The following is a 22,393-nucleotide window of genomic DNA, read 5'->3' on the forward strand; positions in this document are numbered from 1 at the left end:
CACTCCAATCCGGAGTCTCCACAGACTCCAAATCTCCTCAGTTCAAAATCCGAACCCATCCCCCTTCTGAAATTTTTCTGCCCAAAATCTTTCTGCCCCTCCCCACCTTTTCTCTCCTCTTCCCCCTCTTTCGGCCATCCTCTCTCCGACTTCTGGAAAACAACCGTCAACAACGGTAAACCACCGTCAACTCCCCCATGACCAGCGTCACCGAACTCCCCTTCAACCGCTTCCTCGGCCTCGAACAAGCCACCTCCACCGACCCCACGCACCTCCTCCGCCTCCCCTCCGGCCCTCAATATCTGAACCACCTCGGCACCGTCCACGCCAGCGCCCAGCTCGCCCTCGCCGAGGCCACCAGCGGCGAATTCCTCCTCCGCGCTCTCGGCCCCGACTCCGGCGTCATCCCCGTCGTCCGCCGTCTCGAATCCAAATTCCGCAAACCCGCCCACGGCTCCCTCACCTCCACCGTCACCACCCCACCCGAAGCTCTCGCTCAGCTCCGCGCCGACCTCACCGCCAAAAACCGCGCCACCATCACCATCACCGTCGAACTCCACGACGCCTCCGGCACCCACACCCTCTCCGCCACCGTCGAGTGGTTCATCACCACCGTAAATCCCCCAACCGCATAACACCACTCAACACCCCATCGGTCCCCCCCACTTCAAAAATCAAAAATCGATTGCTCATCAATCGTCAATCACTCACACCCCGAACTCCTCTCAGCCGCAAAACTTCCCCCTCATCCCCTCCACATTCATTCCATTCCCTCTTCAATTTTTTTGCGTCTCTTTGCGCCTTTTTGCGGCCAATCCCCTCCCCCATTTTTTCCTTCTTTTCCCTCTTTCGGCCAATCATTCGTCATTCGTCATTCGTCATTTGACCGTCCCCGCATCCCATGAACGTCGGCATCTTCATCTTCAACGACATCGAAGTCCTCGACCTCGGCGGCCCCTTCGAAGTCTTCTCCGTCGCCACCCGCGTCAAAGCCCGTCTTGAACCCGGATCACAACCACCCTTCAACGTCTTCACCATCGGCGAAACCACCGCCCCCGTCCGCGCCCGCAACAACTTCATCGTCACTCCCGCCCATTCCTTCGCCACGCATCCACCCATCGATCTCCTCCTCGTCCCCGGCGGCATCGTCACCGAACTCAAAAAACAAAACGTGATCGACTGGATCACCACCACCTCCGCCAAAGCCAAGCTCACCGCCAGCGTCTGCACCGGCTCCTTCCTCCTCGCCCAAGCCGGCCTCCTCACTGGCAAGCATGCCACCACCCACTGGTCCGACATCGAAGAGATGCGCACCCTCTTCCCTCAGGTCACCGTCCAGGAAAACATCCGCTTCGTCGAACAAGGCCACCTCATCACCTCCGCAGGCATCTCCGCCGGCATCGACATGGCCCTCCACCTCGTCTCCCGCCTCCAATCCGAATCCCTCGCTCTCGCCACCGCCAAACAAATGGACTACCGCTGGATCAAGTCATGAACCACACCTCCCCCGCCTCCCTCATCCAGCAGCAACTCGACGCCTACAACGCCCACGACCTCGACGCCCTCCTCGCCACCTACGCTGAAAACGCCCGCCTCTTCGAGCACCCCTCCACCCTCCTCGCCACCGGCACCGCCGAACTCCGCGAACGCTTCGCACTCCGCTTTGAGGAACCCAATCTCCACGCCCATCTCCTCAGCCGCATCATCATGGGCCGCTTCATCATCGACCACGAACGCGTCACCCGCACCTTCCCCGAAGGCCCCGGCACCCTCGAACTCATCGCCACCTACGAAGTCTCCACCGACAACCAAAAGATCCTCAACGCCTGGTTCCTCTCCGGCCCCAAAACACTCGACTCACCATCCTGAGATCAACGCCCCAACAACTTCCCACTCCAGCATCCCTGCATCTTCCCCATCGCCCTCCCAAACGCAACCACCTCACTCCACGCCCTCCATCACCACTCTCAGCACCAAAGGTGCGGCCTATCGTAGCCCAGGGCCAAGCGAGCCTAAGCAAGCGTCGCCCTGGGTGATTCGCAAACAAATCGGGAAGCAAACCCATCGTTTCCTAAACACGCCGCGCCCACCAGCAGCGTCTGCACCGCCCCCTCCGCAACGCCACACTGCAGTCCTCAGCTCATCCCTTGCATCCACACCTCCTCATGCCGCCCAAAACCGAAAACGCCGACCTCAGCGGCGCATCCTTCATCAACACCCGCCTCAGCTCAGCCACCTTCCAAGACGTCAACCTCTCCGCCGCCCAATTCATCGACGTCAACCTCTCCTCCGCACGCCTCGAAGACATCAACCTCACCGGCACCACCATCCGCAACGCCAACTGCTCCCATCTCACCATCGAAGACGCCTGCTACGAAGGCATGCGCATTGATGGCATCCTCGTCACCGACCTGCTGCACCTCCATCGCAGCCAGTCCTCATGACCGCTTCCACGCAAAACTCGGAGAACCATGACTGGATCGAAACCGAGCGCACCCGGATGCGCCCTTTCGAGGAAGAGGATGCCGAGCACGCCTTCGCCTGGTTATCTGATCCCGAGGTCATGCGGTTCATTCCCAGCGGTACAGATACCACGCTGGAGGCCTCACGCCAGCGCATCCACGAATACCGCGAACATCAGCACCTCTTCGGCTTCAGCAAACGGCTCATCCTTCATCGAGAAACCGGCGAGCCCATCGGCGACAGCGGTCTCTATCACCTTCCCGACGGCAAACGCATCGAACTCGGATTTCGCCTCGCCAAACCCTACTGGGGACAGGGTTACGCCAGCGAGGTGGGCAGCGCCTGGCTCGCATGGTTCGACACCCACCACCCCGGAACCCCATTGTTCGCAGACGTGCACGCCGACCACCTGCGCTCCCGCCGCGTGCTGGAAAAACTTGGCTTTGACCTGTCCCATTCGGAAACCATTCTCGGCATGCCCATGCTGATTTACCGCCGCCGCTAGTTTCCACCACCCACCCCGTTCTCCTCCCATCATGAAACACCTCCTCCCACTCCTCCTTCTCGTCACATCATCCGCATGGGCCCAGGACCTCGCCTCACAAAAACAAAACGTCATCAGCAAAGCTGAAAAAGACAATCTCGAACTCCACCTCGACCAGCCCTACGCGGGCACCGACAACCCCAAGCAAAAGGTCGATCTCTACCTCCCCAAAAAACGCAACAACGACAAGCCCCTCCCCGTCGTCGCCCTCATCCACGGCGGCGGCTGGGTCAATGGCGATCGCCTCGGCTACGCCGCCGCCGCCATCCAGTTCGCTCGCACTGGCGACTACGCCTCCGTCGCTGTCGGCTACCGCCTCACCAAGGAGGCGCACTGGCCCTCCCAGATCTACGACTGCAAAGCCGCCATCCGCTGGATCCGCGCCCATGCTAAAGAATACAACCTCGACCCCGACAAAATCGCCGTCATGGGTAGCTCAGCCGGCGGCCATCTCTCCTCCCTCATTGGCACCAGTGGCGATGTCAAAGAACTCGAAGGCGACCTCGGCCCCAGCACCACTTTCAGCAGCCGCGTCCAATGCGTCGTCAATCTCTGCGGCCCCGAAGACTTCACCCAGGCCCTCATGTTCGACAAGGACGACAAGCCCATCTCCAAAGACGATGCCGTGATCGGCCTCCTGGGCGGCACCTACGAAGAGAAACACATGGAAGCTCTTGCCGCCTCCCCCGTCACCTACGTCACCAGCGACGATCCTCCCTTCATCACTTTCCACGGCACCGCCGACAAACGCGTCTCCTACCTGCACGCCGAAGCCATCCACGCCGCCCTGAAAGAAGCCGGCGTCCCCTCCCTCCTCGTCCCCATCACCGATGGCGGCCACAGTTCCGTCGGCCACCCCGAAGTCATCGCCCGCGCCAAAATCTTCATTGGCAACACCCTCCGCGGCGAAACCACCCCGATTGACGTCACCCCAATTCCCGCGCTTCCCGAAAAGAAAAAATAGTCGCTCGGAATGTACACCCCCTCCCATTTCAAAATCGATGACCTTGGCACCCTGCAGGCATTCATGCAGCGCCACAACTTCGCCACCCTCGTCACCCACGACGGCCAGATTCCGCATGCCACTCACCTGCCTTTTTTGCTGAATCCGACACACAACTCGCACGGAAGTCTGCTCACCCATATGGCCCGCGCCAACCCCCAGTGGTCGCATTTCACCAAGTCAGAAGTCCTCGTCATCTTCACCGGCCCCCACGCCTACATCTCCCCCGCCTGGTACACCACCCAGCCCGCCGTCCCCACCTGGAACTACACCGCCGTGCACGCCTACGGCACTCCACGCATCATAACGCAGCATGACCGCTTCGCCCAGATGCTCCACGACCTCGTCGAGTTCCACGAATCCGGCCGCCCCAACCGCTGGCACGGCCAACTTCCCCCCGAATTCCGTGACGGTCTCATAAAAGGCATCGTCGGCATCGAAATCGAGATCACCCGCCTCGAAGGCAAGTTCAAGCTCAGCCAAAATCGTCCACAAGATGCACCATCTGTCATCGCCATGCTCGAAGACAGCATGGATCAGACCGATCGCGACACGGCCAAAATGATGAAGGAGAGACTCTAATGTCCACCCACACCGCCACTGTCCGCTGGAAGAACCAAGGCCCTGATTTCCTCAGCCGCCGTTATTCGCGCGAACATGCGCTCCATTTCGACGGCGGCGCTGTCATGCCGGGCTCTCCCTCCCCGCAGATTGTGCCCGCCCCGTGGTCCAACCCCGCAGGCATCGACCCCGAGGAGTTGTTCGTCGCCTCCGTCTCCAGCTGCCACATGCTCTGGTTCCTCCACGTGGCCTGCGACGCCGGCTTCCTCCCTGAAAGCTACGAAGACGTAGCAGAAGGCATCATGACGCAAAATGAGAACGGCGTGCTCTGGCTCAGCCGCATCACCCTGCAGCCCAGGATCATCTGGAGCGGCGAAAAGCAGCCTTCTGCCGCCGAAGTCGAGCATCTGCATCATCTTGCCCATGAGCAGTGCTTCATTGCCAATTCTATCAAGACAGACGTCATTGTTCACCCCCGCACCTGAGATGAAACCCCAGCCCTCTCCCCAGATTTTCGAAGGCCGCTTTGTCACCCTCACACCGCTCGATGTGGCTGCGGATGTGGCAGAACTCCACGCCATCTCGCATGTCGATGAATCAACCCGCAAACTGTGGCGCTTCATGCCCCGCGGCCCTTTTGCCGATGTCGCAGAGCAGGCCGCCTTTCTCCGCGAATGGCAGGCCACGCCCAACGTCATCGCCTATACCGTGCGCGCCACCGGCACCAGCCAGCCCCTGGGCAGCATCTCGCTCATGAGCATCCGCGCCGAGCACGGCGTGGCAGAGCTTGGAAACATCTGGTATTCTCCGGCAGCACAGCGCACCAAGACGAACACCGAATCCTGCTACCTGCTTCTGCAGTATTGCTTCGAAAAACTCGGCTATCGCCGTATGGAATGGAAATGCGATTCACGCAATGAACCCAGCCGCGCCGCCGCCCTGCGCCTCGGCTTCACCTTTGAAGGCATCTTCCGCCAGCACATGATCATCAAGGGCGAAAACCGCGACACCGCCTGGTTTGCCATGCTCGACCACGAATGGCCGCAGATTGCCACCGCGTTCCGCCGCTGGCTCTATGAAGACGACTCAATTCCCCTCGGTCGATTAATTGCAGAAAGTCGCAGCGTACAGTCAGGCGCATGAAGTCCGCCTATTTCCTCCTGCTGACCACAACGGTGGTGTTCGCCGCTGACCCGAAACCCAAACCCGAGTTCCAATACAAGACCGAGGGCATCCAGGTCAGCATTCCCACTGTAGACGAGCCCCGTGTGAAGGCCTTCGGCCCCGACACCATCAAGGCCGCCGCCAAGTATCTCGATGACGGCGCCATCTGCTGGGTGCGTGAAAAGACCTGTGTGAACTGCCACACCACGGGCCCCTACCTCAGCGAGCGCCCCGCCCTCTCCCGGCAGCTCGGCCAGCCTCTGGAGGAAGTGCTGGCAGACTTTGTCAAAACCGTGCCAGCAGAGGTCAAACCGCAGAAGGAGACGGAAAAGGATGGCATCAAATACTACGGTGGCTCCTGGACCAGCATCTGGCGCTCCCTCGGCCTCGCCGAATGGGACAAGCACGTGACCGGCAAACTCTCCGCGCACACTGAGCGCTCCCTTCACGAGATGCTCATGCGCCAGTCCGCCAACGGCTCCTTCGTCAGCTATGGCGAGGTCGAAATCCCGCACATCACCACCGACTTCGAGCTCACCCTGCAGGCAGCCCGCGCTGTGACCGCAGCACCCGGCTGGCTCTCCGACCTGAAGGATGCAGAACTCCTCGCCCGCGTTGAGAAAATGAAGTCCTGGCTGCGCACTGCCGAGCCTAAAAACGACTACGACCGCATCCTGCGCCTTCAGCTGGCACATTACATGCCCGATCTCGTCCCGCAGACGCAGCGAGATGCAGCCCTGGCCCTGCTTTCGTCCAAACAGCACGCCGATGGCGGCTGGTCACTGCGCGACATGTCCGCCCTCAGCGACTGGCATTTCAAGATGAGCGACACGGTCGTTAAGCTCGTCAGCGGCCTCCCAGACGCTGCCAAACCGGAGAGCGACGCCTACATGACCGCCTTTGCCGTCGTCCTGATGCGTCAAAACAACATTCCCGCCAGCGATGAGCGCATCCAGCGCGCCATCACCTGGCTCAAGCGCGAGCAGCGCGTCTCCGGCCGCTGGTGGATGCATTCTTTGTATCGGGGCAACTACCACTACATCACCTACATAGCCACAGCCCAGGCACTCAAGGCGCTGGCTTTGTGCGACGAGCTGCACTGAGTTTCATCTTCGTGCGCGCCGGTACGCCGCCGGGGACTCACCCATGCGCTTGCGAAAGTGCTGGGTGAAGCTGCTCGCATCCACAAACCCGCACTGCTGCGCGATCTCACTGGCGGTCATGGTCGTCCGCTCCAGCAGTTGCACCGCCGCCAGCACCCGCGTCTTGATCAGAAACTCCTGCGGCGTGATCCCAAACGCACTCTGAAACCGCCGCTGCAGCTGCCGCAGCGACTGCCCGCAGGATTTAGCCACATCTTCAATCAGCAGCGGCTTTGCGTAGTCATGGCGGATGATTTCCACCGCCTGCGCCACGGTTTGAAACACCGGCAGCCTGCGCTCCGCTTCATCCGGGCGCCTCAGCGTTCCCATCACGCCCTGAATTTTCCGCCTGCGGTCAAAAAGCGGCAGCTTCGTCACCAGAAACCAGTCCGGGATGCCCTGGGAGTCCCACCACAACTCCACCCGCTCGATCACGTCCGCCTTGCCGGCCAGGAGGCGTTTGTCGTCATCCACATAGGCCTGCGCCATGGTGTCCGGGTTCAGGTCAAAGTCCGTGCGCCCGATGATCTCGGAATCATCCGGCATCTGGTAGCGCTGCATCAGCCCCTCGCTGGCAAACATCAGGTGCCCGGCCTTGTTCTTGGCAAAGAAGTACACGCCCGGGATGTGGTCAAAAAGACGTTGAAACAGCAGCGTCGGCTCCAGCGCGGCCATCCATGCCGTCCGCTGCTTTCGCCAGCGCGCTATTTCCGCCGCCGAGCGCCTGGCGCGCTCGCGGGGTCTCAAGGGTGCGTCAGATCGCCTGGGGGTCGTCACGAAAAACAGAATGGCGTGACGCAGCCCGCATGCAACTGGCCTGCGGCCTCAGCGTACGATCTTTTCCAGCATCGTCCGGCAGTCCTCCCAAGCCACTTCATGAGGCTGGCGCTTGTTCAGCGCGGCCAGTGCCGCCGTCACACCAGCGGCCTCCCCCATCGCCACGGCATTGCCCGTCACGCGGTAGCTCGCATGGGCCACGAAATCACCGCTGATGCATCGTCCTGCCATCATCAGGCCGTCCACATCCTTGGCGATCAGTGCACGCAGCGGAATGTCATACGGGGTGAATTTTTGCACACCGCCGCGCTCAATGGTCAGCTTGTCATTGTCCGCCTTGCTCTTCGCATGAATGTCCACGCCAAAGGTCACACGTGCCACGGCATCAGGGTGTCGCGCGGCCTGAGTGAGGTCCTCCTTCGTCACCACATAGCGGCCATGAATGCGCCTGCCGTCCCGCACGCCGATCTGCTCCGCCGTGGCCACCACCTGCAGCCCGTCCCACACTCCGCCCAGCTTCCGCAGCGCCCGGGTGATGGTGAAGACCTCCTTGCGTGCACGCACCGTGGCGGTGGTCATGGCGTCCGCATCATCCGGCCTCACGCCGTATTCGTGGTTCAGCATCAGCAGCACGATGTTGTCGCGCACATGAAAAATGGTCGGCATGCCGTAGGAGGGATCCACTCCGGCGCGCTGGATTTCTGCTTTAAAGTTGGCTGTGGCCTCCACATGCCATTTGAGGTCGCCCTGATAAAACGAGATGTATTTCCCCATCTGCGTCACATCCCTCACCACCGCCAGCGCGTTCATGGTCAGCGGCTGGCAGGCGCACTCCACCGATTTGTCGTCCTGCGCCATTTTGCCCAGATCCCAGCTGCAGCCTGCCAGCGCCCCCAGCACACCGTCGCCCGTGGTGTCGATGAAGACTGGAGCCCTCCAGGCCTCCCGGCCTGAGCGTGATTCGGTGATGACCGTCGTGAGCTGCCGCCCCTCGCGATAGGCTGCCACCAGTCGCGTGTGCAGGCGGAATTTCACCCCGGCCTCGCTGCACAGATCCTCCAGCAGCAGCTTCATTTCATCCGGCTCATAGACAAAGCGCCCCTCATCCGTGCCACGACGCGCCCCGCGCTCATCGAGCAGCCGCCTGATCTCCCGGGTGAAGCCCGGCTTGTCGAAATCAAAGATCCAGGTTAGCAACCCCGCCGTCCACACACCGCCCAGACAGCCGTTGGTCTCAAACAAACGCACCCGTGCGCCCGACCGAGCCGCAGCCACCGCCGCCGCCACACCCGCAGGCCCTGCGCCGCAGACGATGACATCAGCGTCGTTGACCAGCGGCACAGTGCGATTCGGCTCGTCAAATACCCCGGCATCACTCGGCCCATCAGCAGCAGACACCCACGTGGCAGCAGGCAGCACGGCCGGACCTGCGAGTGCAGCGCGTAGAAAATGACGGCGGGAAAAATCAGCAGGAGCAGGCTTCATGAAAGAGAGACGATGGTTGGTTCCAGGACAGTGAGTACGCGTTGCAGTCTGAGTCTTTCGCCACCAGCTTCCCAGCCCAGGTTGTTAACAAAGATAGCACAAACGAAACATGCCCACCCCCCATGCCCCCGCCGGCCAATGGCCCACATGGATCCGCCGCCTGCTCCGGCGCGGCTGGCCCCGGCGTGTGCATCTGGCCCTGGAGTCCGGCACTCCAGCCCTGCGTGGCGGGCTGCCTGTGCATGACAGTCCGCGCTTCTCCATCTGCCTCGCCGGCACGGGGCGCTACATCGTCCTGCGGCAGCAGAAACAGGAAATCATCACGCTTCAGCGCGGGGACGCCATCATGGCTGCGCCGCAGGCGCTGATGGAGCCTCACGCATCCGCGCGCTATCTTGCCATCGGTTTCGTCTTCACGCCGGAAATGACACGTTTTCTGCTGGCCAAAAAAGGCCCCGTCGGCCACCGGTTTCTACACGCTCATCATGCTTCACGCGCGCTGGATGAGGACGGGCGGCACTTTCTCCAGGCCCTGCAAAACCGCCGCAATGAACCACCCGACGACCTGGCCGCACGCCGCCTCGTGGAGCTCCTGCTCATCATGGCAGCCGAGATGGCCGCGCTACCCGAGCCGCCTGCCTCCGCAGCTGGCAAGGCGCGTTTTACCTGGCTGGCGGCCTGCAGGTTTCTTCAAGAGAACCTCCACCACCCTGTTGGGAGGCAGGATGTCGCAAGATTCCTCAATCTGCACCCCAATCACATTTCCAGGTTGTTCCGGGAGTTCTGCGGTCAGTCTTTTCTCGATTATCTGCTGCAGGCGCGGCTGGATCGCGCCCAGCCCTTGCTGAAAGATCCGCACCTGAACATCTCTGAAATTGCGCACGCCTGCGGCTTCTGTGATGCCAACTATTTCATCCGCTGTTACCGGCGGAAATTCGGCAGATCCCCAGGCCGAGACCGCTTGTCGCATTTCAAATAATCTTTGTCGTGACGCAGGTGCACGGTTCTGCATTATTCTGCACTCACAACCGCCCATGAAACCCATCGTTCAAATCTCCCTCGACCTGACGAACATCGACGAAGCGCTCGAAACCGCCGCCCTGGCCATGCGCGCCGGAGTGGACTGGCTGGAAGCCGGCACACCGCTGATCCTAGCGGAAGGTTTGCATGGCGTGCGCGCCCTGCGCAAGGCTTTCCCGAACACGCCGATCGTGGCGGACCTGAAGACCATGGACGGCGGCTACCTGGAGGCCGAGATGATGGCCAAGGCCGGAGCCACCCACGTCGTCGTCATGGCCCGCGCGCATGCCGAAACCGTCAAATGCGTCGTAAACGCAGGTAAAGACTTCGGCTGCAAGGTCATGGGAGACAACATGATTTCCGAGAACATGGTCGATGGTGCCAAGTGGCTGGAAGACCTCGGCTGTGATTATGTGATTCACCACATCGGCTACGACGAACGCCGCGGTATCGCCGCTGCTGGCAAGCGCATGCCCAGCCCGCTGGATCAGCTCCGCGAAGTGGTGAATGCCGTGAAAATTCCGGTGCAGGCCGTCGGTGGCCTCAGCCTGGAGCAGGCCATTCAGTGCCCGAAATATGGTGCGCCGCTGGTGGTGCTGGGTGCTCCGCTGACGATTGATGCGGATGCGTTCAAAACCGCGGACGGCAATCTTGAAGCTTCGCTGCGCATGATTTGCGAGGCCGTGCATGCTCAGGACGTTCCTGCTTTCTAATTCCACCTCTTTCCAAACCATGAAATCCGCCGCCGTCGTCAATTACGCGCCTGAAAAAGGCTCCGTCGAAGTCCGTGAAATCGAAACGCCTACCATTGGCAGCGAGGATGTGCTCCTCGAAGTGGCCAATGTGGGCGTTTGTGGATCCGACCTCCACCAGTGGACCGCCGACCACTCCTGGCCGGTGAACTATCCCGTCGTGCTCGGCCATGAATTTGGCGGACGCATCGTGGAAGTGGGCAAGGAAGTGGAAGGCTGGAAGGAAGGCGACCGCGTCGTCTCCGAGACCGCCGCCATCATCAGCCCGAACAACCCGATGACGAAGCGCGGGCTCTACAACCTGGACCCGACCCGTAAAGGCTTTGGCTACGGTGTGAATGGAGCGATGACGAAATACGTGCGCGTGCCTAGCAGGATCCTGCACCATGTGCCGGATCAGCTTCCCTTTGAGCAGGCCTGCCTTACCGAACCCTGCTGCGTGGCCTACAGCGCCGTGGTGAAAAATGCGCGGATCGAGCCTGGTGACCGTGTGGTAGTGCTGGGACCAGGCACCATCGGCATTCTCTGCGCTGCGATGGCTCGCCTCTGCGGTGCCCAGGTTGCCATCGTGGGCCTGCCGCAGGATGCGCACCGCCTTGAAATCGCGAAGCAGTATGGCTGCGAAGTCATCATCGGCGATGCCAAGCCTTGGGCTACCGCTCGTGACGGCCTCGGCTGCGATGGCGTCATCGACGCTGCAGGAGCGAGCATCACACTCAAGATTGCACTCGACATCGTGCGTCCTGCCGGATGGATCAGCAAGGTGGGCTGGGGTCCGCAGCCTCTCGGCTTCAATCTCGATCCGCTGGTGCAGAAGAACATCACACTGCAAGGCAGCTTCAGCCACAACTGGCCGATCTGGGAACGCGTCATCGCCCTGCTCAGCAGCGGCCAGTTTGACGTGAAGCCGATCATCGGCGGCGTGTGGCCCGTGACGGAATGGCACGAAGCCTTTGAGAAGATGCACAAGGGTGAAGTGGTGAAGAGCGTGCTGCGTCCGGTCTGATCATCTCCAACCTTCAATCGCATGAGCATTCGACTCCTGACGGCTTTGGTGCTGTCTGTTTGTGGCTCCATGGCCGCAGCTCAGACGAAGCCCTCGGTCTGGATCAGCCCGCCGGGGCAGGACAAGTGTCTGGCCTTTCGGCAGCTGTTTGAGCAGCCGGAGGCGTGGAAAGAAACGAGGGCGCATACGGATGTGCTTTTCATCACGGACCTGAACCTGCAGAGACACTTCAGCGATGATGAGCTGCGCAAGTGGTTCGGGATGATGAAGGAGTGGAAGCTGAGGCTGGCGATGGAGGTCGGGGCCGTGAAGCCGTGGGGAAAGACTGGTGCAGCGTGCTTCAATGCCGAGCGTAAAAACTGGGAGAGGCTGCAGAGCCTGGGGGCGAATCTGTACGCCATCGCCATGGATGAGCCACTGGTTTGCGCGCGGGAGCAGATTCATGAAAGCGATGAGTATGCGATGAAGGAAACGGCGAACTACATCGCGCTGGTGCGGCAGCATTTTCCGGAGGTGCTGATTGGCGACATCGAGGCGTATCCATCGGCCACCGTTGAGGAACACAAGAAGTGGATCGAAGGTTTGCAGCAGCAGCTTGCCGAGAAGAAGGTGCGCGGACTGGACTTCTACCGGCTGGATGTGGACTGGCTGCGCTTTAACGTGCAGCAGAAGGGCTCCTGGAAGGAGGTGCGGCAGCTTGAGCTTTTCTGCCGTCAGAAGAAGCTGCCTTTTTCGCTGATCTATTGGGCGTCGGGTTATCCTGGCATGCAAAAGCGCGGGCTGGCCGATGACAGCACGTGGTACACCTCCATCATGCAGCAGGGCTATGACTATGCTGCGGTGGATGGCAGGCCGGATCAGATGGTAATCGAGAGCTGGGTGAGCGCTCCGTCGCAGTGTCTGCCGGAAACGGGCGAATGGACCTTCACGCGCTCGGTGTTGGATTTTGTGAAGAAGTTTGCCAAATAGCGCAGCCTTGGGGCCGCTGGCAAAGTGGGGGCGGGAGCGAGCGTATTATGGCACCACCATGCATTCTCGCGCCATCTTTGGGCTTTTCGGCAGTCTCTTCATCGGAGGGCTGCTGGCGCCGACTTCATCAGAAGGTGCGGCTCCCGTGGAGGGCTTTTTGAAGGACCACTGCATCCAGTGTCACAACGAGGAGAAGGCGAAGGGTGACCTGCGGCTCGACAATCTGAAGCCGCAGTTCGACGAGCGTGAAATGCTGACGGTCTGGCAGCACGTGCTGGAGAAAATGGAGACGGGAGAGATGCCTCCGAAGTCAAAGCCGCGCCCTCCTGCCCAGGAAGTGCGCAAGGCGGCGGACTGGATCGCGGAGCAAGTGAAGGTGGTGAGTGCGAAGCTGCGGGAAACCGAGGGCCGGGTGGTGCTGCGGCGGCTGAACCGCAATGAGTATGAAAACACCGTGCGCGATCTGCTGGGCGTGGAGGTGAAGCTGCGTGAGCTGCTGCCGCAGGATGCGGCAGCAGCGGGTTTTGACAATGTGGGCGATGCCCTGCACACCTCCTCTTTCCTGCTGGCCAAGTATCTGGAAGCGGCGGAAGAGGCGCTGAACCAAGCGATCGTGAACCGACCAGAGCAGAAGTCTGCCACGAAGCGCGTGACGCTGAATGATGCGTACCAGGTGCGATCTTCCAAAGAGAGTGTCTTCCGCAAGCAGGATGACGGGAGCGTGGTGATGTTTTCTTCGTCCAAGTGGGTGGGCGCGACGCTGTTCTACATGGACCAGCGGGGGCGCTACCGTTTCCGCATGCAGGTGCGTGGCGTGCAGAGCGCGGGAAAGCCGGTGACCTTTGAGGTGCAGAGCGGCGGTGGTGGCATGGGCGGCCCGAAGTCGCGGCTGGCGGGCTATTTTGACGCACCGGCAGACAAAGCACGCGTCATCGAATTTGAGGACCGACTGGAACCCCGAACCTCCATCTTTATCCTGCCGTATGCGCTGCCGAACGCGCAGACTGTGAGCAAGACCGGCCAGGAAGCGTGGACAGGGCCTGGGCTGCAGGTGGACTGGGTGGAGATGGAAGGGCCGCTGCATGAGTCGTGGCCGCCGCCCAGCCATGTGCGTCTCTTTGGAGATCTGAAGCAAGGCCCCTTTCCTGGCTACAACATGAGGGACCGTGTGGAGGTCATCTCTGACAAGCCGGAGGCGGACGCACGTCGACTGCTCGGGGCCTTCGCGCGGCGGGCGTTTCGCCGCAAGGTGGATGCGGAGGAACTGGAGCCGTTTGTGGCGCTGGTGCTGAAGCGACTCGGCGGAGGCACAACCTTTGAGCAGGCGATGCGTGCGGGATTCGCGGGCATCATGACTTCGCCGGAGTTTTTGTTTCTGCGCGAGGAGCCGGGCAGGCTTGATGCATTTGCGCTGGCCAGCCGGCTTTCGTATTTCCTGTGGAGTTCGATGCCCGATGATGAGCTGCTGGATCTCGCGGAGAAAAAGAAGCTCGGCGATGCAATGACGCTGCATGCGCAGGTGGAACGCATGCTGAAGGACAAGAAGGCGGTGGCTTTCACCGAGAACTTCACCGGACAGTGGCTCGCCATGCGGGACCTCGATTTCACCGAACCCAGTGCGCGGCTGTATCCTGAGTTTGATGACATGCTGCGCGCCTCGATGCTGCGGGAAGTGCAGCTGTTTTTTGATGAGCTGTTGAAAAATGATCTCAGCATCGTGAATTTTCTTGCTTCGGACTTTACGATGCTCAACGGCCGACTGGCGAAGCACTACGGCGTTCCGGATGTGGACGGCTGGGAATTTCAGCGGGTGAAGCTCCCGGCTGACAGCCACCGCGGAGGACTGCTGACCATGGCTGGAGTGCTGAAGGTGACGGCAAACGGCACCAACACCTCGCCTGTGACACGTGGTGCGTGGGTGCTGGATCGCATTCTCGGGACGCCGCCGAAACCACCTCCGCCCTCCGCAGGAACGATCGAGCCGGACATTCGCGGAGCGACGACGATTCGTGAGCAGCTCGCCAAGCACCGCAGTGTGGAGTCTTGCGCGAGCTGTCATGTGAGCATTGATCCGCCCGGATTTGCGCTGGAGAATTTTGATGTGATCGGCGGCTGGAGAGAGTACTACCGCACCACGGGGAACGGCAAACCGGTGATGACGGACGGAAGGCGCCAGCCCTACCTGGAAGGCAAACCCGTGGACGCAGGTGATGTGACGCCGGATGGGAAACGTTTCAAAAACATCGACGAGTACAAGGCGCTGCTGCTCGAAGAGAAGGACAAGTTTGCCCGCGGTCTGGCCACCAAGCTGGCGATTTATGCAACGGGCGGACTGCTTGAAGCCACCGACTTGCGTGAGATCAACGGCATCGTGGAGCGCACGCAGGCCAAGGGCTTGGGCTTCCGCAGGCTGATCCACGAACTGGTGCAAAGCGATCTCTTCCAAACCAAGTAACCTCATGAACCGCCGACACTTTCTCCGCTCCGCAGGCGTCACGCTTTCGCTGCCTGTGCTCGAATCTCTCGCAGGTGAGGTGAAGCCGATCCGCCGCATGGTGAGCATCTGCGCACCGCTGGGCATGCACGCGGAGTTTTTCTTTCCAGAACAAAGCGGACGCGGCTATGCGCTCTCGCCTTACCTGGAGACGGTGAAGGATCTGCGCGATGACTTCACGGTGATCTCCGGACTTTCGCATCCGGGTGTGGGATCGACGCACGACTCGATCTTCAGCTTTCTCACGGCGGCGCGGCATCCGGAGAACCGCGCGGGTTTCCGCAACAGCATTTCGCTGGACCAGTTCGCAGCGGAAAAGATCGGCGGTCTGACTCGGTTTCCGAGCCTATCTCTGACGAGCGAGGGCTTCAGCCTTTCGTGGACACGCAGCGGGGCGATGGTGCCGGCGGAGAGTGGTCCGGCCTCAGTCTTTGCGCGCATGTTTCTGGAAGGACGGCCCGATGAGGTGCAGGCACAGGCGCGCCGACTGAGCGATGGACTGAGCATCCTGGACACTGTGCGCGAACAGGCGAAGCGGCTGCAGCCCAAACTAGGGGCGCGTGACCGCGAAAAGATGGACGAGTACTTCACCAGCGTGCGCGAACTGGAGCAGCGCATGACCACGGCGGAGGAGTGGTCGAAAAAGCCCAAGCCAAAAGTGGAGGCGAAGCCGCTGCAGAACAACATGAACAGCTCGGATCTGATCGGGAAAACGCGGCTGATGTTTGAGCTCAGCCATCTGGCGCTGCAAACGGACTCGACGCGCCTGATCACCATGATGCTGCTGGGCACGAGCTCGGTGCCGCCGATTCAAGGTGTCTCGATGGGGCACCATGATCTTTCGCATCACGGCCAGGATCCGACGAAGATCGCACAGCTGCGCACGGTGGAAACCGAGCTCATGAAGGTGGTGGCGGAGTTTTTGACGCGGCTGAAATCCACGCAGGAACAGAGCGGAAGCGTGCTCGACGGCACGCAGGTCTTTTTCAGCAGCAATCTCGGCAATGCCTCCAACCATTCGACCAAGAACATGCCGGTGCTGCTGAGTGGCGGAGGTTTCAAGCACGGGCAGCACCTGGCCTTCAGCGGAGACGAAGCGCCACCGCTGTCCAACCTGTATGTCTCCATGCTGCAGCGCCTGGGAATTGAGACGGATCAATTTGGCACGAGCACTGGCACACTGACCGGACTGGAGCAGGCGGGCTGATCTTTGGCGAAAACATGGCATCTCAGCGGCGTTTCCTCTTTCCCATGAGATTCCCACTTCTTCTTTCCGCTGCCCTGCTTACCAGCTCCGCTTTTGCGCTCGATTATCCGCGAGTGATCTTTTCCGATGACTTTTCCGCCGAGGGCTTCGGCAAGGCCTGGGGCCACTACAAGAGCTCCAGCGTCGTGAAGGGTGGCGTGCTGGTGGGCATCACCGCGCCGGAGTCGGATCATGCAGCGGTGGACGTGATCAAAATCGCCCCGGAGACAGATCTGGAAGTGTCTGTGAAGTTTCAACTGGTCAGCGATCAGGCCAAGGGCTTCAACATCTGGCTGGATGACAAGGACTACAAAGGCTCGCACGCAGGTCACATTTGCAGCATCTCGGTGAATCCGAAGTCGGTCGTGGTAGCTGATGCCAAGACCGGCACCTTCAGCAACGACATTTACACACGCAAGAAGGCCGTGCCACCCACGCTGACCGCCGAGGACAAGGCCAACATGCTCAAGTGGACAAAGTCCGTGCCCACCACGGTATCGCTCAAAGAATGGCACACGCTGACTGTGCGCACCCAAGGCGACGTGGTCGAAACCAGCATCGACGGCAAGGTCGTCAGCACCTTCCAGTCCCCTGGTGTCGCGCATGATCACAAGACGGTCGTGAGCCTCACCACCAACCGCGTTGACGTGATTTACGACGACTTCAGCATCAAGGGTGTCGCGAAGTAAGCGGACTCACCAGTTTTTGACCCATCTGGCACCGAGGCTGGCATTGGCCTCGGTGTCTTTGGATTTGGCCATGATGTTTTTCTCGTCCTCCGCATAGGACCAGAGATCGAAGCTGGAATTGATGGTGTTTTTCTTTTCGCTGTCGGCTTTGATGTATTGAAACGGGTGGCCAAAGGCATCTACGAGAAAGTAGCTGCTGCCCACCTTGCGCCGCATGCCCTCCGGCCAATCCTGCATAATGACATTTCTGATTTCCTCCGAGCTGACTTTTCCGTCAGATGAATTGTTTCCAATTCCCTTGATGGCATCACTGCCGTCTCCTGTCAGCGCCTGATAGAGGCACCGGGCGGCACCGATGCGATAAACTTTCCCGGGCATGATCTCGGCCGTTTCCTCGGCATCTACGGGTTCGGGGTATTCGGCAAATTGTGCCTGATAGCGCTCCAAGGAAACCTCGATCGCTTTCTTGGTGCTTTGCGTGACCTGTCGTTTGGAAGTTCCGGGATTTCCGCTGCCGATCACCAGAGCCGCCAGGAGAGCAATGATGCTGATGACGACAAGCAACTCGATCAACGTAAACCCACGGCTGAGACGGTTGATTTTCATGGTGTGATTATATGCTGAAGGCTGGCGTTTCCCCAAGCACAAAATGGCTGACGCATTTCACACAGACTTTGTCGTGGAAGTGCGGGGCGTGCCTCCGTTATGCTCACACTCATGAATCCCAGCTCAACCAGCAGTGATCAGCGCACGCGGCGTTCGTTTGTGAAAGCGTCTGCCGTCGCGGCAATCACACCTGTGGCATCCACGATGGCGGCGGATCAGGCGATCACGAAAGCGCCGATGCGCGAGATCGAGACGGACGTGCTGGTATGCGGTGGTGGCTGTGCAGGCACGGCCGCGGCGCTGAGCGCAGCACGGAACGGGGCGAAGACGCTGCTGGTGGAAAAGGCACCGTTTGCCGGAGGGATCATCACGAGTGTGGGGCTGCCGTATTTCGATGGCATTGCGGACATCAAGACGCATCGTGTGGTGGTGCGGGGCATCGCGCTGGAACTGCTGGCCAAGACGGGCGTGTGCAAGGCGGATGCGCGGGAGATCAAACCGCACAACCCGACGATCCCGAACACGTTTGAGTTCAAGGTGCTGCTGGATCGTGAGCTTCAGGCCTGCGGCGACAAGCTGACGGTGCTGTTCAATTCGTTTGTGTGTGATGCGGAGTCCGCGAACGGGAGAGTTACATCCGTGGTGATCGCGAACAAAGATGGGCTAGTTCGGATCAAGCCCAAGGTGGTGATCGACTGCACGGGTGATGCCGATGTGGCGGCTCGCGCGGGTGCGCCCACGGAGCAGAGCGCCGAGGTGCAGCCGCTGACGCTTCACTTCCGCATCGGCCGCGTGCAGGGTGTGCCGGGGATCAGCAAGCTATGCCGTGCCTCGCTGGTGAAAGCACAGGAGATGGGCGAGCTGCCGCATTTCTATGGCCCCGGGGTGATGTTTATGTATGCCAAAGACGAGGTTTATGTGCATGGTGTGCGGGTGCCCGCGAACCCCACTGATGCAGCGGACCTGAGCCGTGCGGAGATGCAGGGCCGGGCCGATGCGCTGGCGATGCACCGGGCATGGAAGCGTGACATTCCTGCCTTTGCGGATTCTTATTTCCTGGAGGCTTATCCATGGATCGGTGTGCGCGAGTCGCGGCGGCTCATCGGCCAGCATGTGCTGAATGAGAAGGAAGTCATGGGAGGGCGGCGGTTTGATGATGCCATCGCCACGGGATGCTGGTATCTGGATCTGCATCCGAACAAGACCGTGGTGGGCAGTGCGAATGACTTTAATCCTGAGAAGGTGCAGCCTGGGCCATATGACATTCCCTACCGCTCGTTGGTGCCGCAGCAGATTGAGAACCTGCTGGTGGCCGGACGCTGCCACAGCGCCACGCGTGGCGCGCATGCCTCCACGCGCGTGACCGTCACCGCGATGGCTCTTGGCGAAGCAGCGGGCTGTGCGGCAGCCTTGAGTTTGAAGGAAAAAACTGCCGTGGCCTCGCTGAATGGTCAGCGGGTGCGTGAGGCGCTGGTCACGCAGAACGCGGGGCCGTTTACGGACGCCGCATGAGCTGGCATGGCGGTTTCCTAACACGCTCCATCAGGCTAAAAAGGTGAGCGGGGTATCGGTTTGCTCAAATCGCCAAATCACTGCGCAGCCACTGTGCGGACGGTCTGCACAATCCAGCCTTCCAGGCCGTCGCTCTGCTCCGGATGTGGACTGCATGCGATGACGCGGCCGGCGCCGAACTGGCCGCGGGCGATGGCAGGCGTGTTCACCATCAGGCCGGCGTCGGATCCGTTATTGGCCACCTCGGTGCGGAAGAAGGTGAGCGGTTCGAAGTCCGGGATGGCAGAGTTGCCGTTGGGCACCAGCAGCGGGCCGTTGTGATATTTCACCAGTGTTTCCCGAGGAAGCCCCAACAGCTTCTGGCCTTCATCCACGGTTTCGATTTTGAGATCGGCGATGCCGCGTTCCCACTTCGGTGAAGGGGTTTTGGCATCCAGCACTTTGATGCCCCAGGAAAAACCATCGCAGGCGAGGTAGGCTCCGGCGCAGATGCCCACGTAACCGCCACCCGCTTCCACGAAACGCCGCACCTGCTCGCGGCCCACCAAGCCAATGGTATTGGCCTGCCGGGCGCTGCTGCCGCCGGTGAAGATCACCACATCATAGCCGCTCAAGCCGGCACGAATGCCGTCCCGATTGAGCTTCGTCACCTCAATGTCTTTGCACTTCGCGAGCTGCTCCGTGACCTTGGGAATGCCCTTGCCCGCGCTGCCGCTGTCATCGTAGAGGGCCACGCGGATGGTGATGCCGGGCGCGCGCGTGATGGGAAGGGAAGGCGCTGGCAGATCGCGCCAAGCCAGCTTTGCCATCTTGCCGTCCTGGATGGCAAACCACTGGCCATCATGCTGCACCACCGACTCAATGACGAATGGGAGCGAGGTGACGTAGTGCAACGCGTCGGCATTGTTCCCATAGAGGCCGAAATCCAGCGGATTGCTGCTGCGGTAGATGTTCGTTATGGCCTTGTCCTTGCCGGTCTGGGTGCGGAAGAGGTAAAACAGCCCGGGCTGCAGTTCCACGATGCTGGGATGGCCCGCGCTGGTCAGATCCTCGCCCGCCTGGCCACCCCAGGCGACGACCTGCGGCTTGCCCCACGTCTTGCCATCCGGCGAGGTCCGCGCATAGACCGCGCCCACCTGTTTGGTAGACGACTTCCCTTTGACGGTGGTGGTGACCGGTTTGCTGGCGCTGTAGTAGCTGTGAGAGAGCGGGCCGATCTCGACGGTCAGCGGATCGGCGGCTGCAAGCTCCTTGTCAGCAGTGAAATGCCATGAGCGGTCCTGCTTCTTCAGCAGCTCCTGCACGGCGGCGTTTTGCTCCACGGGCGTCCAGCCACCGGTGAGGACGGGAACGAGCACGGATTCGCCACGGGCGGAGGCCACAGAAAGGAGGAGGCAGAGAAGCAGATGTTTCATCGCTAGTGCAAACGTAGGCGGAGGGTCGAAATAACACCACTCACCTGAATTGGCGAGGGGCGCATTTCACACAGACTTTGTCGTGCAAAATGACGACTGCCCCCGTTATGATGTGTCATGCGTCTTCAAAACAAAGTCATCATCGTCACCGGCAGTGTCACCGGCATCGGCAAGGCCATCGCCAAACGCTGCGTCGCAGAAGGAGCTCGCGTGCTCATCCATGGTCTGGAGCAGGATCTGGGAGAGCAGACTGTGGAGGAACTCGGCGCGGAGAATGCCGCACTTGTCATTAAAGATCTCGCGGATGAAGCCGCACCGCAGCTCCTGGTGGACGCCGCTTTGAAAGCTTTCGGGAAAATCGATGCGGTCGTGAACAACGCGGCGCAGGTGGGCACGGGAAATCTGCAGACCACGGATGGCGCGTGGTTTCGACGCATGCTGGAGATCAACTGTGTGGTGCCGTATCTGATCATTCGCGCGGCATTGCCTCATCTGAGCGAGACGCACGGGAGTGTGATCAACATTGGCAGCGTGAATGCGTATAGCGGCGAGCCGAACCTGATGCCCTACAGCGTGAGCAAGGGAGCACTCATGACGCTGACGCGCAATCTGGGTGACACGCTGATGCGTGAAAACGGTGTGCGAGTGAACCAGATCAATCCCGGCTGGGTGCTCACGGAAAACGAGGCCAAGCGCAAGCGCGAGCACGGTCTGCGTGAAGACTGGTATGCGGATCTTCCCAAGGTCTATGCGCCTGCGGGTCGCATCCTTTGGCCGGATGAGATTGCCGCGTGTGCCGCGTGGCTGCTGGCCGACGAATGCGGCCCGGTCAGCGGCCAGGTCTTTGACCTGGAGCAGCACCCCTTCATCGGTCGCAATCCGCCCAAAGACTCCTCCACCATTCCGGCGAAGCCCTGAGAGGAGTGTTCCGTGAATTGACAGGCGGGTGCGACGCGAACAACGTGCGTTGTGGAAGAAAACCTCCCGCCTGCCCAGTTTGATGCCAGTGCCTCGGAACTGCTACCGCAGGTCTACGAGGATTTGCGGCAACTGGCACGCAGGATGGTGGCGACGAATGCCCATCAAACGCTCACAGCGACCGCTCTGGTGCATGAAGCCTGGATGCGCGTGTCCAAGGATAAGGAACCGCGTTGGGAAAACCGGCGGCATTTCTTCGGTGCAGCGGCACAGGCCATGCGGCGTATCCTGCTGAACCGAGCGCGTGACAAGCACCGGCTTAAGCGCGGCGGCAATCATGAGCATGTGGCCCTGGATGACGTGGAAATCGCCGCGCCAGCACCCGAAGCAGATCTGCTGGCGCTCGACGAGGCGCTGGACCGGCTCGCGAAGGAGGATCCGTTCCTGGCCGAGATTGTGGGACTGTATTACTTCACCGGGCTGAAGTGGCCGGAGATCGCAGAGATGACCGGGGTCTCTGAGCGGGAGCTGAACCGGCAGTGGACCTTTGCGCGTGCATGGCTGCGGACCGAACTGACCTGAATTTTTTTGCCGGATTGGATGAGCGACGGGGCATGTATCTCTGAT

At 60.7% G+C, this 22,393-nt stretch carries 24 protein-coding genes; 20 read left to right on the plus strand and 4 right to left on the minus strand.

The window, feature by feature from the left end; translation table 11 throughout:
* The first annotated feature begins 197 nt into the window (after positions 1-197).
* The 10 genes from ACILSO_RS01600 (at position 198) to ACILSO_RS01645 (ending at position 6,838) form a co-directional block, all read left to right on the plus strand.
* On the plus strand, positions 198-635 hold the full coding sequence (locus tag ACILSO_RS01600) for a DUF4442 domain-containing protein (protein ID WP_395735600.1): 438 nt from the start codon (positions 198-200) through the stop codon (positions 633-635).
* Positions 636-901: 266 nt separating this feature from the next.
* A complete protein-coding gene (locus ACILSO_RS01605; protein WP_395735601.1) occupies positions 902-1,495 on the plus strand; it encodes a DJ-1/PfpI family protein in 594 nt (197 codons plus the stop codon).
* Positions 1,492-1,869 carry a nuclear transport factor 2 family protein gene (locus ACILSO_RS01610; RefSeq protein ID WP_395735602.1) on the plus strand — a complete coding sequence of 126 codons (378 nt, stop codon included), beginning with the start codon at positions 1,492-1,494 and terminating at the stop codon, positions 1,867-1,869. The genes ACILSO_RS01605 and ACILSO_RS01610 overlap by 4 nt, the downstream gene beginning before the upstream one ends.
* 296 nt (positions 1,870-2,165) lie before the next feature.
* A complete protein-coding gene (locus tag ACILSO_RS01615) occupies positions 2,166-2,444 on the plus strand; it encodes a pentapeptide repeat-containing protein (protein ID WP_395735603.1) in 279 nt (92 codons plus the stop codon).
* A complete protein-coding gene (locus tag ACILSO_RS01620; protein ID WP_395735604.1) occupies positions 2,441-2,968 on the plus strand; it encodes a GNAT family N-acetyltransferase in 528 nt (175 codons plus the stop codon). The genes ACILSO_RS01615 and ACILSO_RS01620 overlap by 4 nt, the downstream gene beginning before the upstream one ends.
* A gap of 31 nt (positions 2,969-2,999) precedes the next feature.
* Positions 3,000-3,971: an alpha/beta hydrolase fold domain-containing protein gene (locus ACILSO_RS01625; RefSeq protein WP_395735605.1), complete on the plus strand. Its 972-nt coding sequence runs from the start codon at positions 3,000-3,002 to the stop codon at positions 3,969-3,971.
* A 9-nt stretch (positions 3,972-3,980) separates the two neighbouring features.
* Positions 3,981-4,592 (plus strand): FMN-binding negative transcriptional regulator, encoded by a 612-nt coding sequence (locus tag ACILSO_RS01630; protein WP_395735606.1) that lies wholly within the window; start codon positions 3,981-3,983, stop codon positions 4,590-4,592.
* Complete coding sequence (locus ACILSO_RS01635; protein WP_395735607.1) at positions 4,592-5,056, plus strand: OsmC family protein; 465 nt, start codon at positions 4,592-4,594, stop codon at positions 5,054-5,056. Before ACILSO_RS01630 ends, ACILSO_RS01635 begins: the two co-directional genes overlap by 1 nt.
* 1 nt (position 5,057) lies before the next feature.
* A complete protein-coding gene (locus ACILSO_RS01640) occupies positions 5,058-5,714 on the plus strand; it encodes a GNAT family N-acetyltransferase (RefSeq protein ID WP_395735608.1) in 657 nt (218 codons plus the stop codon).
* The gene (locus tag ACILSO_RS01645) at positions 5,711-6,838 is read left to right on the plus strand and encodes a prenyltransferase/squalene oxidase repeat-containing protein (RefSeq protein ID WP_395735609.1); all 1,128 of its coding nucleotides are present in this window, start codon (positions 5,711-5,713) and stop codon (positions 6,836-6,838) included. The genes ACILSO_RS01640 and ACILSO_RS01645 overlap by 4 nt, the downstream gene beginning before the upstream one ends.
* 3 nt (positions 6,839-6,841) lie before the next feature.
* Here ACILSO_RS01645 and ACILSO_RS01650 read toward each other — a convergent pair whose 3' ends face one another.
* A complete protein-coding gene (locus ACILSO_RS01650) occupies positions 6,842-7,624 on the minus strand; it encodes a helix-turn-helix domain-containing protein (protein ID WP_395735610.1) in 783 nt (260 codons plus the stop codon).
* A 78-nt stretch (positions 7,625-7,702) separates the two neighbouring features.
* Positions 7,703-9,139, minus strand: coding sequence for an FAD-dependent oxidoreductase (locus ACILSO_RS01655; protein ID WP_395735611.1), 1,437 nt, complete (start codon positions 9,137-9,139; stop codon positions 7,703-7,705).
* Positions 9,140-9,248: 109 nt separating this feature from the next.
* Here ACILSO_RS01655 and ACILSO_RS01660 point away from each other — a divergent pair, with 109 nt between their 5' ends.
* Genes ACILSO_RS01660 through ACILSO_RS01690 form a run of 7 tightly spaced genes read left to right on the plus strand, consistent with a single transcriptional unit; the run spans position 9,249 to position 17,315 of the window.
* Positions 9,249-10,118, plus strand: coding sequence for a helix-turn-helix transcriptional regulator (locus ACILSO_RS01660; RefSeq protein WP_395735612.1), 870 nt, complete (start codon positions 9,249-9,251; stop codon positions 10,116-10,118).
* Between the two features lie 55 nt (positions 10,119-10,173).
* Positions 10,174-10,872, plus strand: coding sequence for an orotidine 5'-phosphate decarboxylase / HUMPS family protein (locus ACILSO_RS01665; protein WP_395735613.1), 699 nt, complete (start codon positions 10,174-10,176; stop codon positions 10,870-10,872).
* Positions 10,873-10,891: 19 nt separating this feature from the next.
* The gene (locus tag ACILSO_RS01670; RefSeq protein WP_395735614.1) at positions 10,892-11,917 is read left to right on the plus strand and encodes a zinc-binding dehydrogenase; all 1,026 of its coding nucleotides are present in this window, start codon (positions 10,892-10,894) and stop codon (positions 11,915-11,917) included.
* Between the two features lie 21 nt (positions 11,918-11,938).
* Entirely contained in the window at positions 11,939-12,886 is a 948-nt protein-coding gene (locus tag ACILSO_RS01675) for a hypothetical protein (RefSeq protein WP_395735615.1), read from the plus strand.
* A gap of 58 nt (positions 12,887-12,944) precedes the next feature.
* Entirely contained in the window at positions 12,945-15,341 is a 2,397-nt protein-coding gene (locus tag ACILSO_RS01680) for a DUF1592 domain-containing protein (RefSeq protein WP_395735616.1), read from the plus strand.
* Between the two features lie 4 nt (positions 15,342-15,345).
* Entirely contained in the window at positions 15,346-16,587 is a 1,242-nt protein-coding gene (locus tag ACILSO_RS01685) for a DUF1552 domain-containing protein (protein WP_395735617.1), read from the plus strand.
* Between the two features lie 44 nt (positions 16,588-16,631).
* Complete coding sequence (locus ACILSO_RS01690) at positions 16,632-17,315, plus strand: hypothetical protein (protein WP_395735618.1); 684 nt, start codon at positions 16,632-16,634, stop codon at positions 17,313-17,315.
* A gap of 6 nt (positions 17,316-17,321) precedes the next feature.
* Here ACILSO_RS01690 and ACILSO_RS01695 read toward each other — a convergent pair whose 3' ends face one another.
* Complete coding sequence (locus ACILSO_RS01695) at positions 17,322-17,921, minus strand: type II secretion system protein (protein WP_395735619.1); 600 nt, start codon at positions 17,919-17,921, stop codon at positions 17,322-17,324.
* 111 nt (positions 17,922-18,032) lie between these two features.
* Here ACILSO_RS01695 and ACILSO_RS01700 point away from each other — a divergent pair, with 111 nt between their 5' ends.
* Positions 18,033-19,433: an FAD-dependent oxidoreductase gene (locus tag ACILSO_RS01700; RefSeq protein WP_395735620.1), complete on the plus strand. Its 1,401-nt coding sequence runs from the start codon at positions 18,033-18,035 to the stop codon at positions 19,431-19,433.
* 77 nt (positions 19,434-19,510) lie between these two features.
* Here ACILSO_RS01700 and ACILSO_RS01705 read toward each other — a convergent pair whose 3' ends face one another.
* The gene (locus tag ACILSO_RS01705) at positions 19,511-20,848 is read right to left on the minus strand and encodes a BPL-N domain-containing protein (protein WP_395735621.1); all 1,338 of its coding nucleotides are present in this window, start codon (positions 20,846-20,848) and stop codon (positions 19,511-19,513) included.
* A 117-nt stretch (positions 20,849-20,965) separates the two neighbouring features.
* On the opposite strand from ACILSO_RS01705, the gene ACILSO_RS01710 reads away from it, so the two are divergent.
* Positions 20,966-21,766: an SDR family NAD(P)-dependent oxidoreductase gene (locus ACILSO_RS01710; RefSeq protein ID WP_395735622.1), complete on the plus strand. Its 801-nt coding sequence runs from the start codon at positions 20,966-20,968 to the stop codon at positions 21,764-21,766.
* Positions 21,767-21,817: 51 nt separating this feature from the next.
* Positions 21,818-22,348 carry an ECF-type sigma factor gene (locus ACILSO_RS01715; protein ID WP_395735623.1) on the plus strand — a complete coding sequence of 177 codons (531 nt, stop codon included), beginning with the start codon at positions 21,818-21,820 and terminating at the stop codon, positions 22,346-22,348.
* Positions 22,349-22,393: the final 45 nt, after the last annotated feature.

This window comes from Prosthecobacter sp., assembly GCF_044226605.1.
In the GTDB taxonomy this organism is placed as follows: domain Bacteria; phylum Verrucomicrobiota; class Verrucomicrobiia; order Verrucomicrobiales; family Verrucomicrobiaceae; genus Prosthecobacter.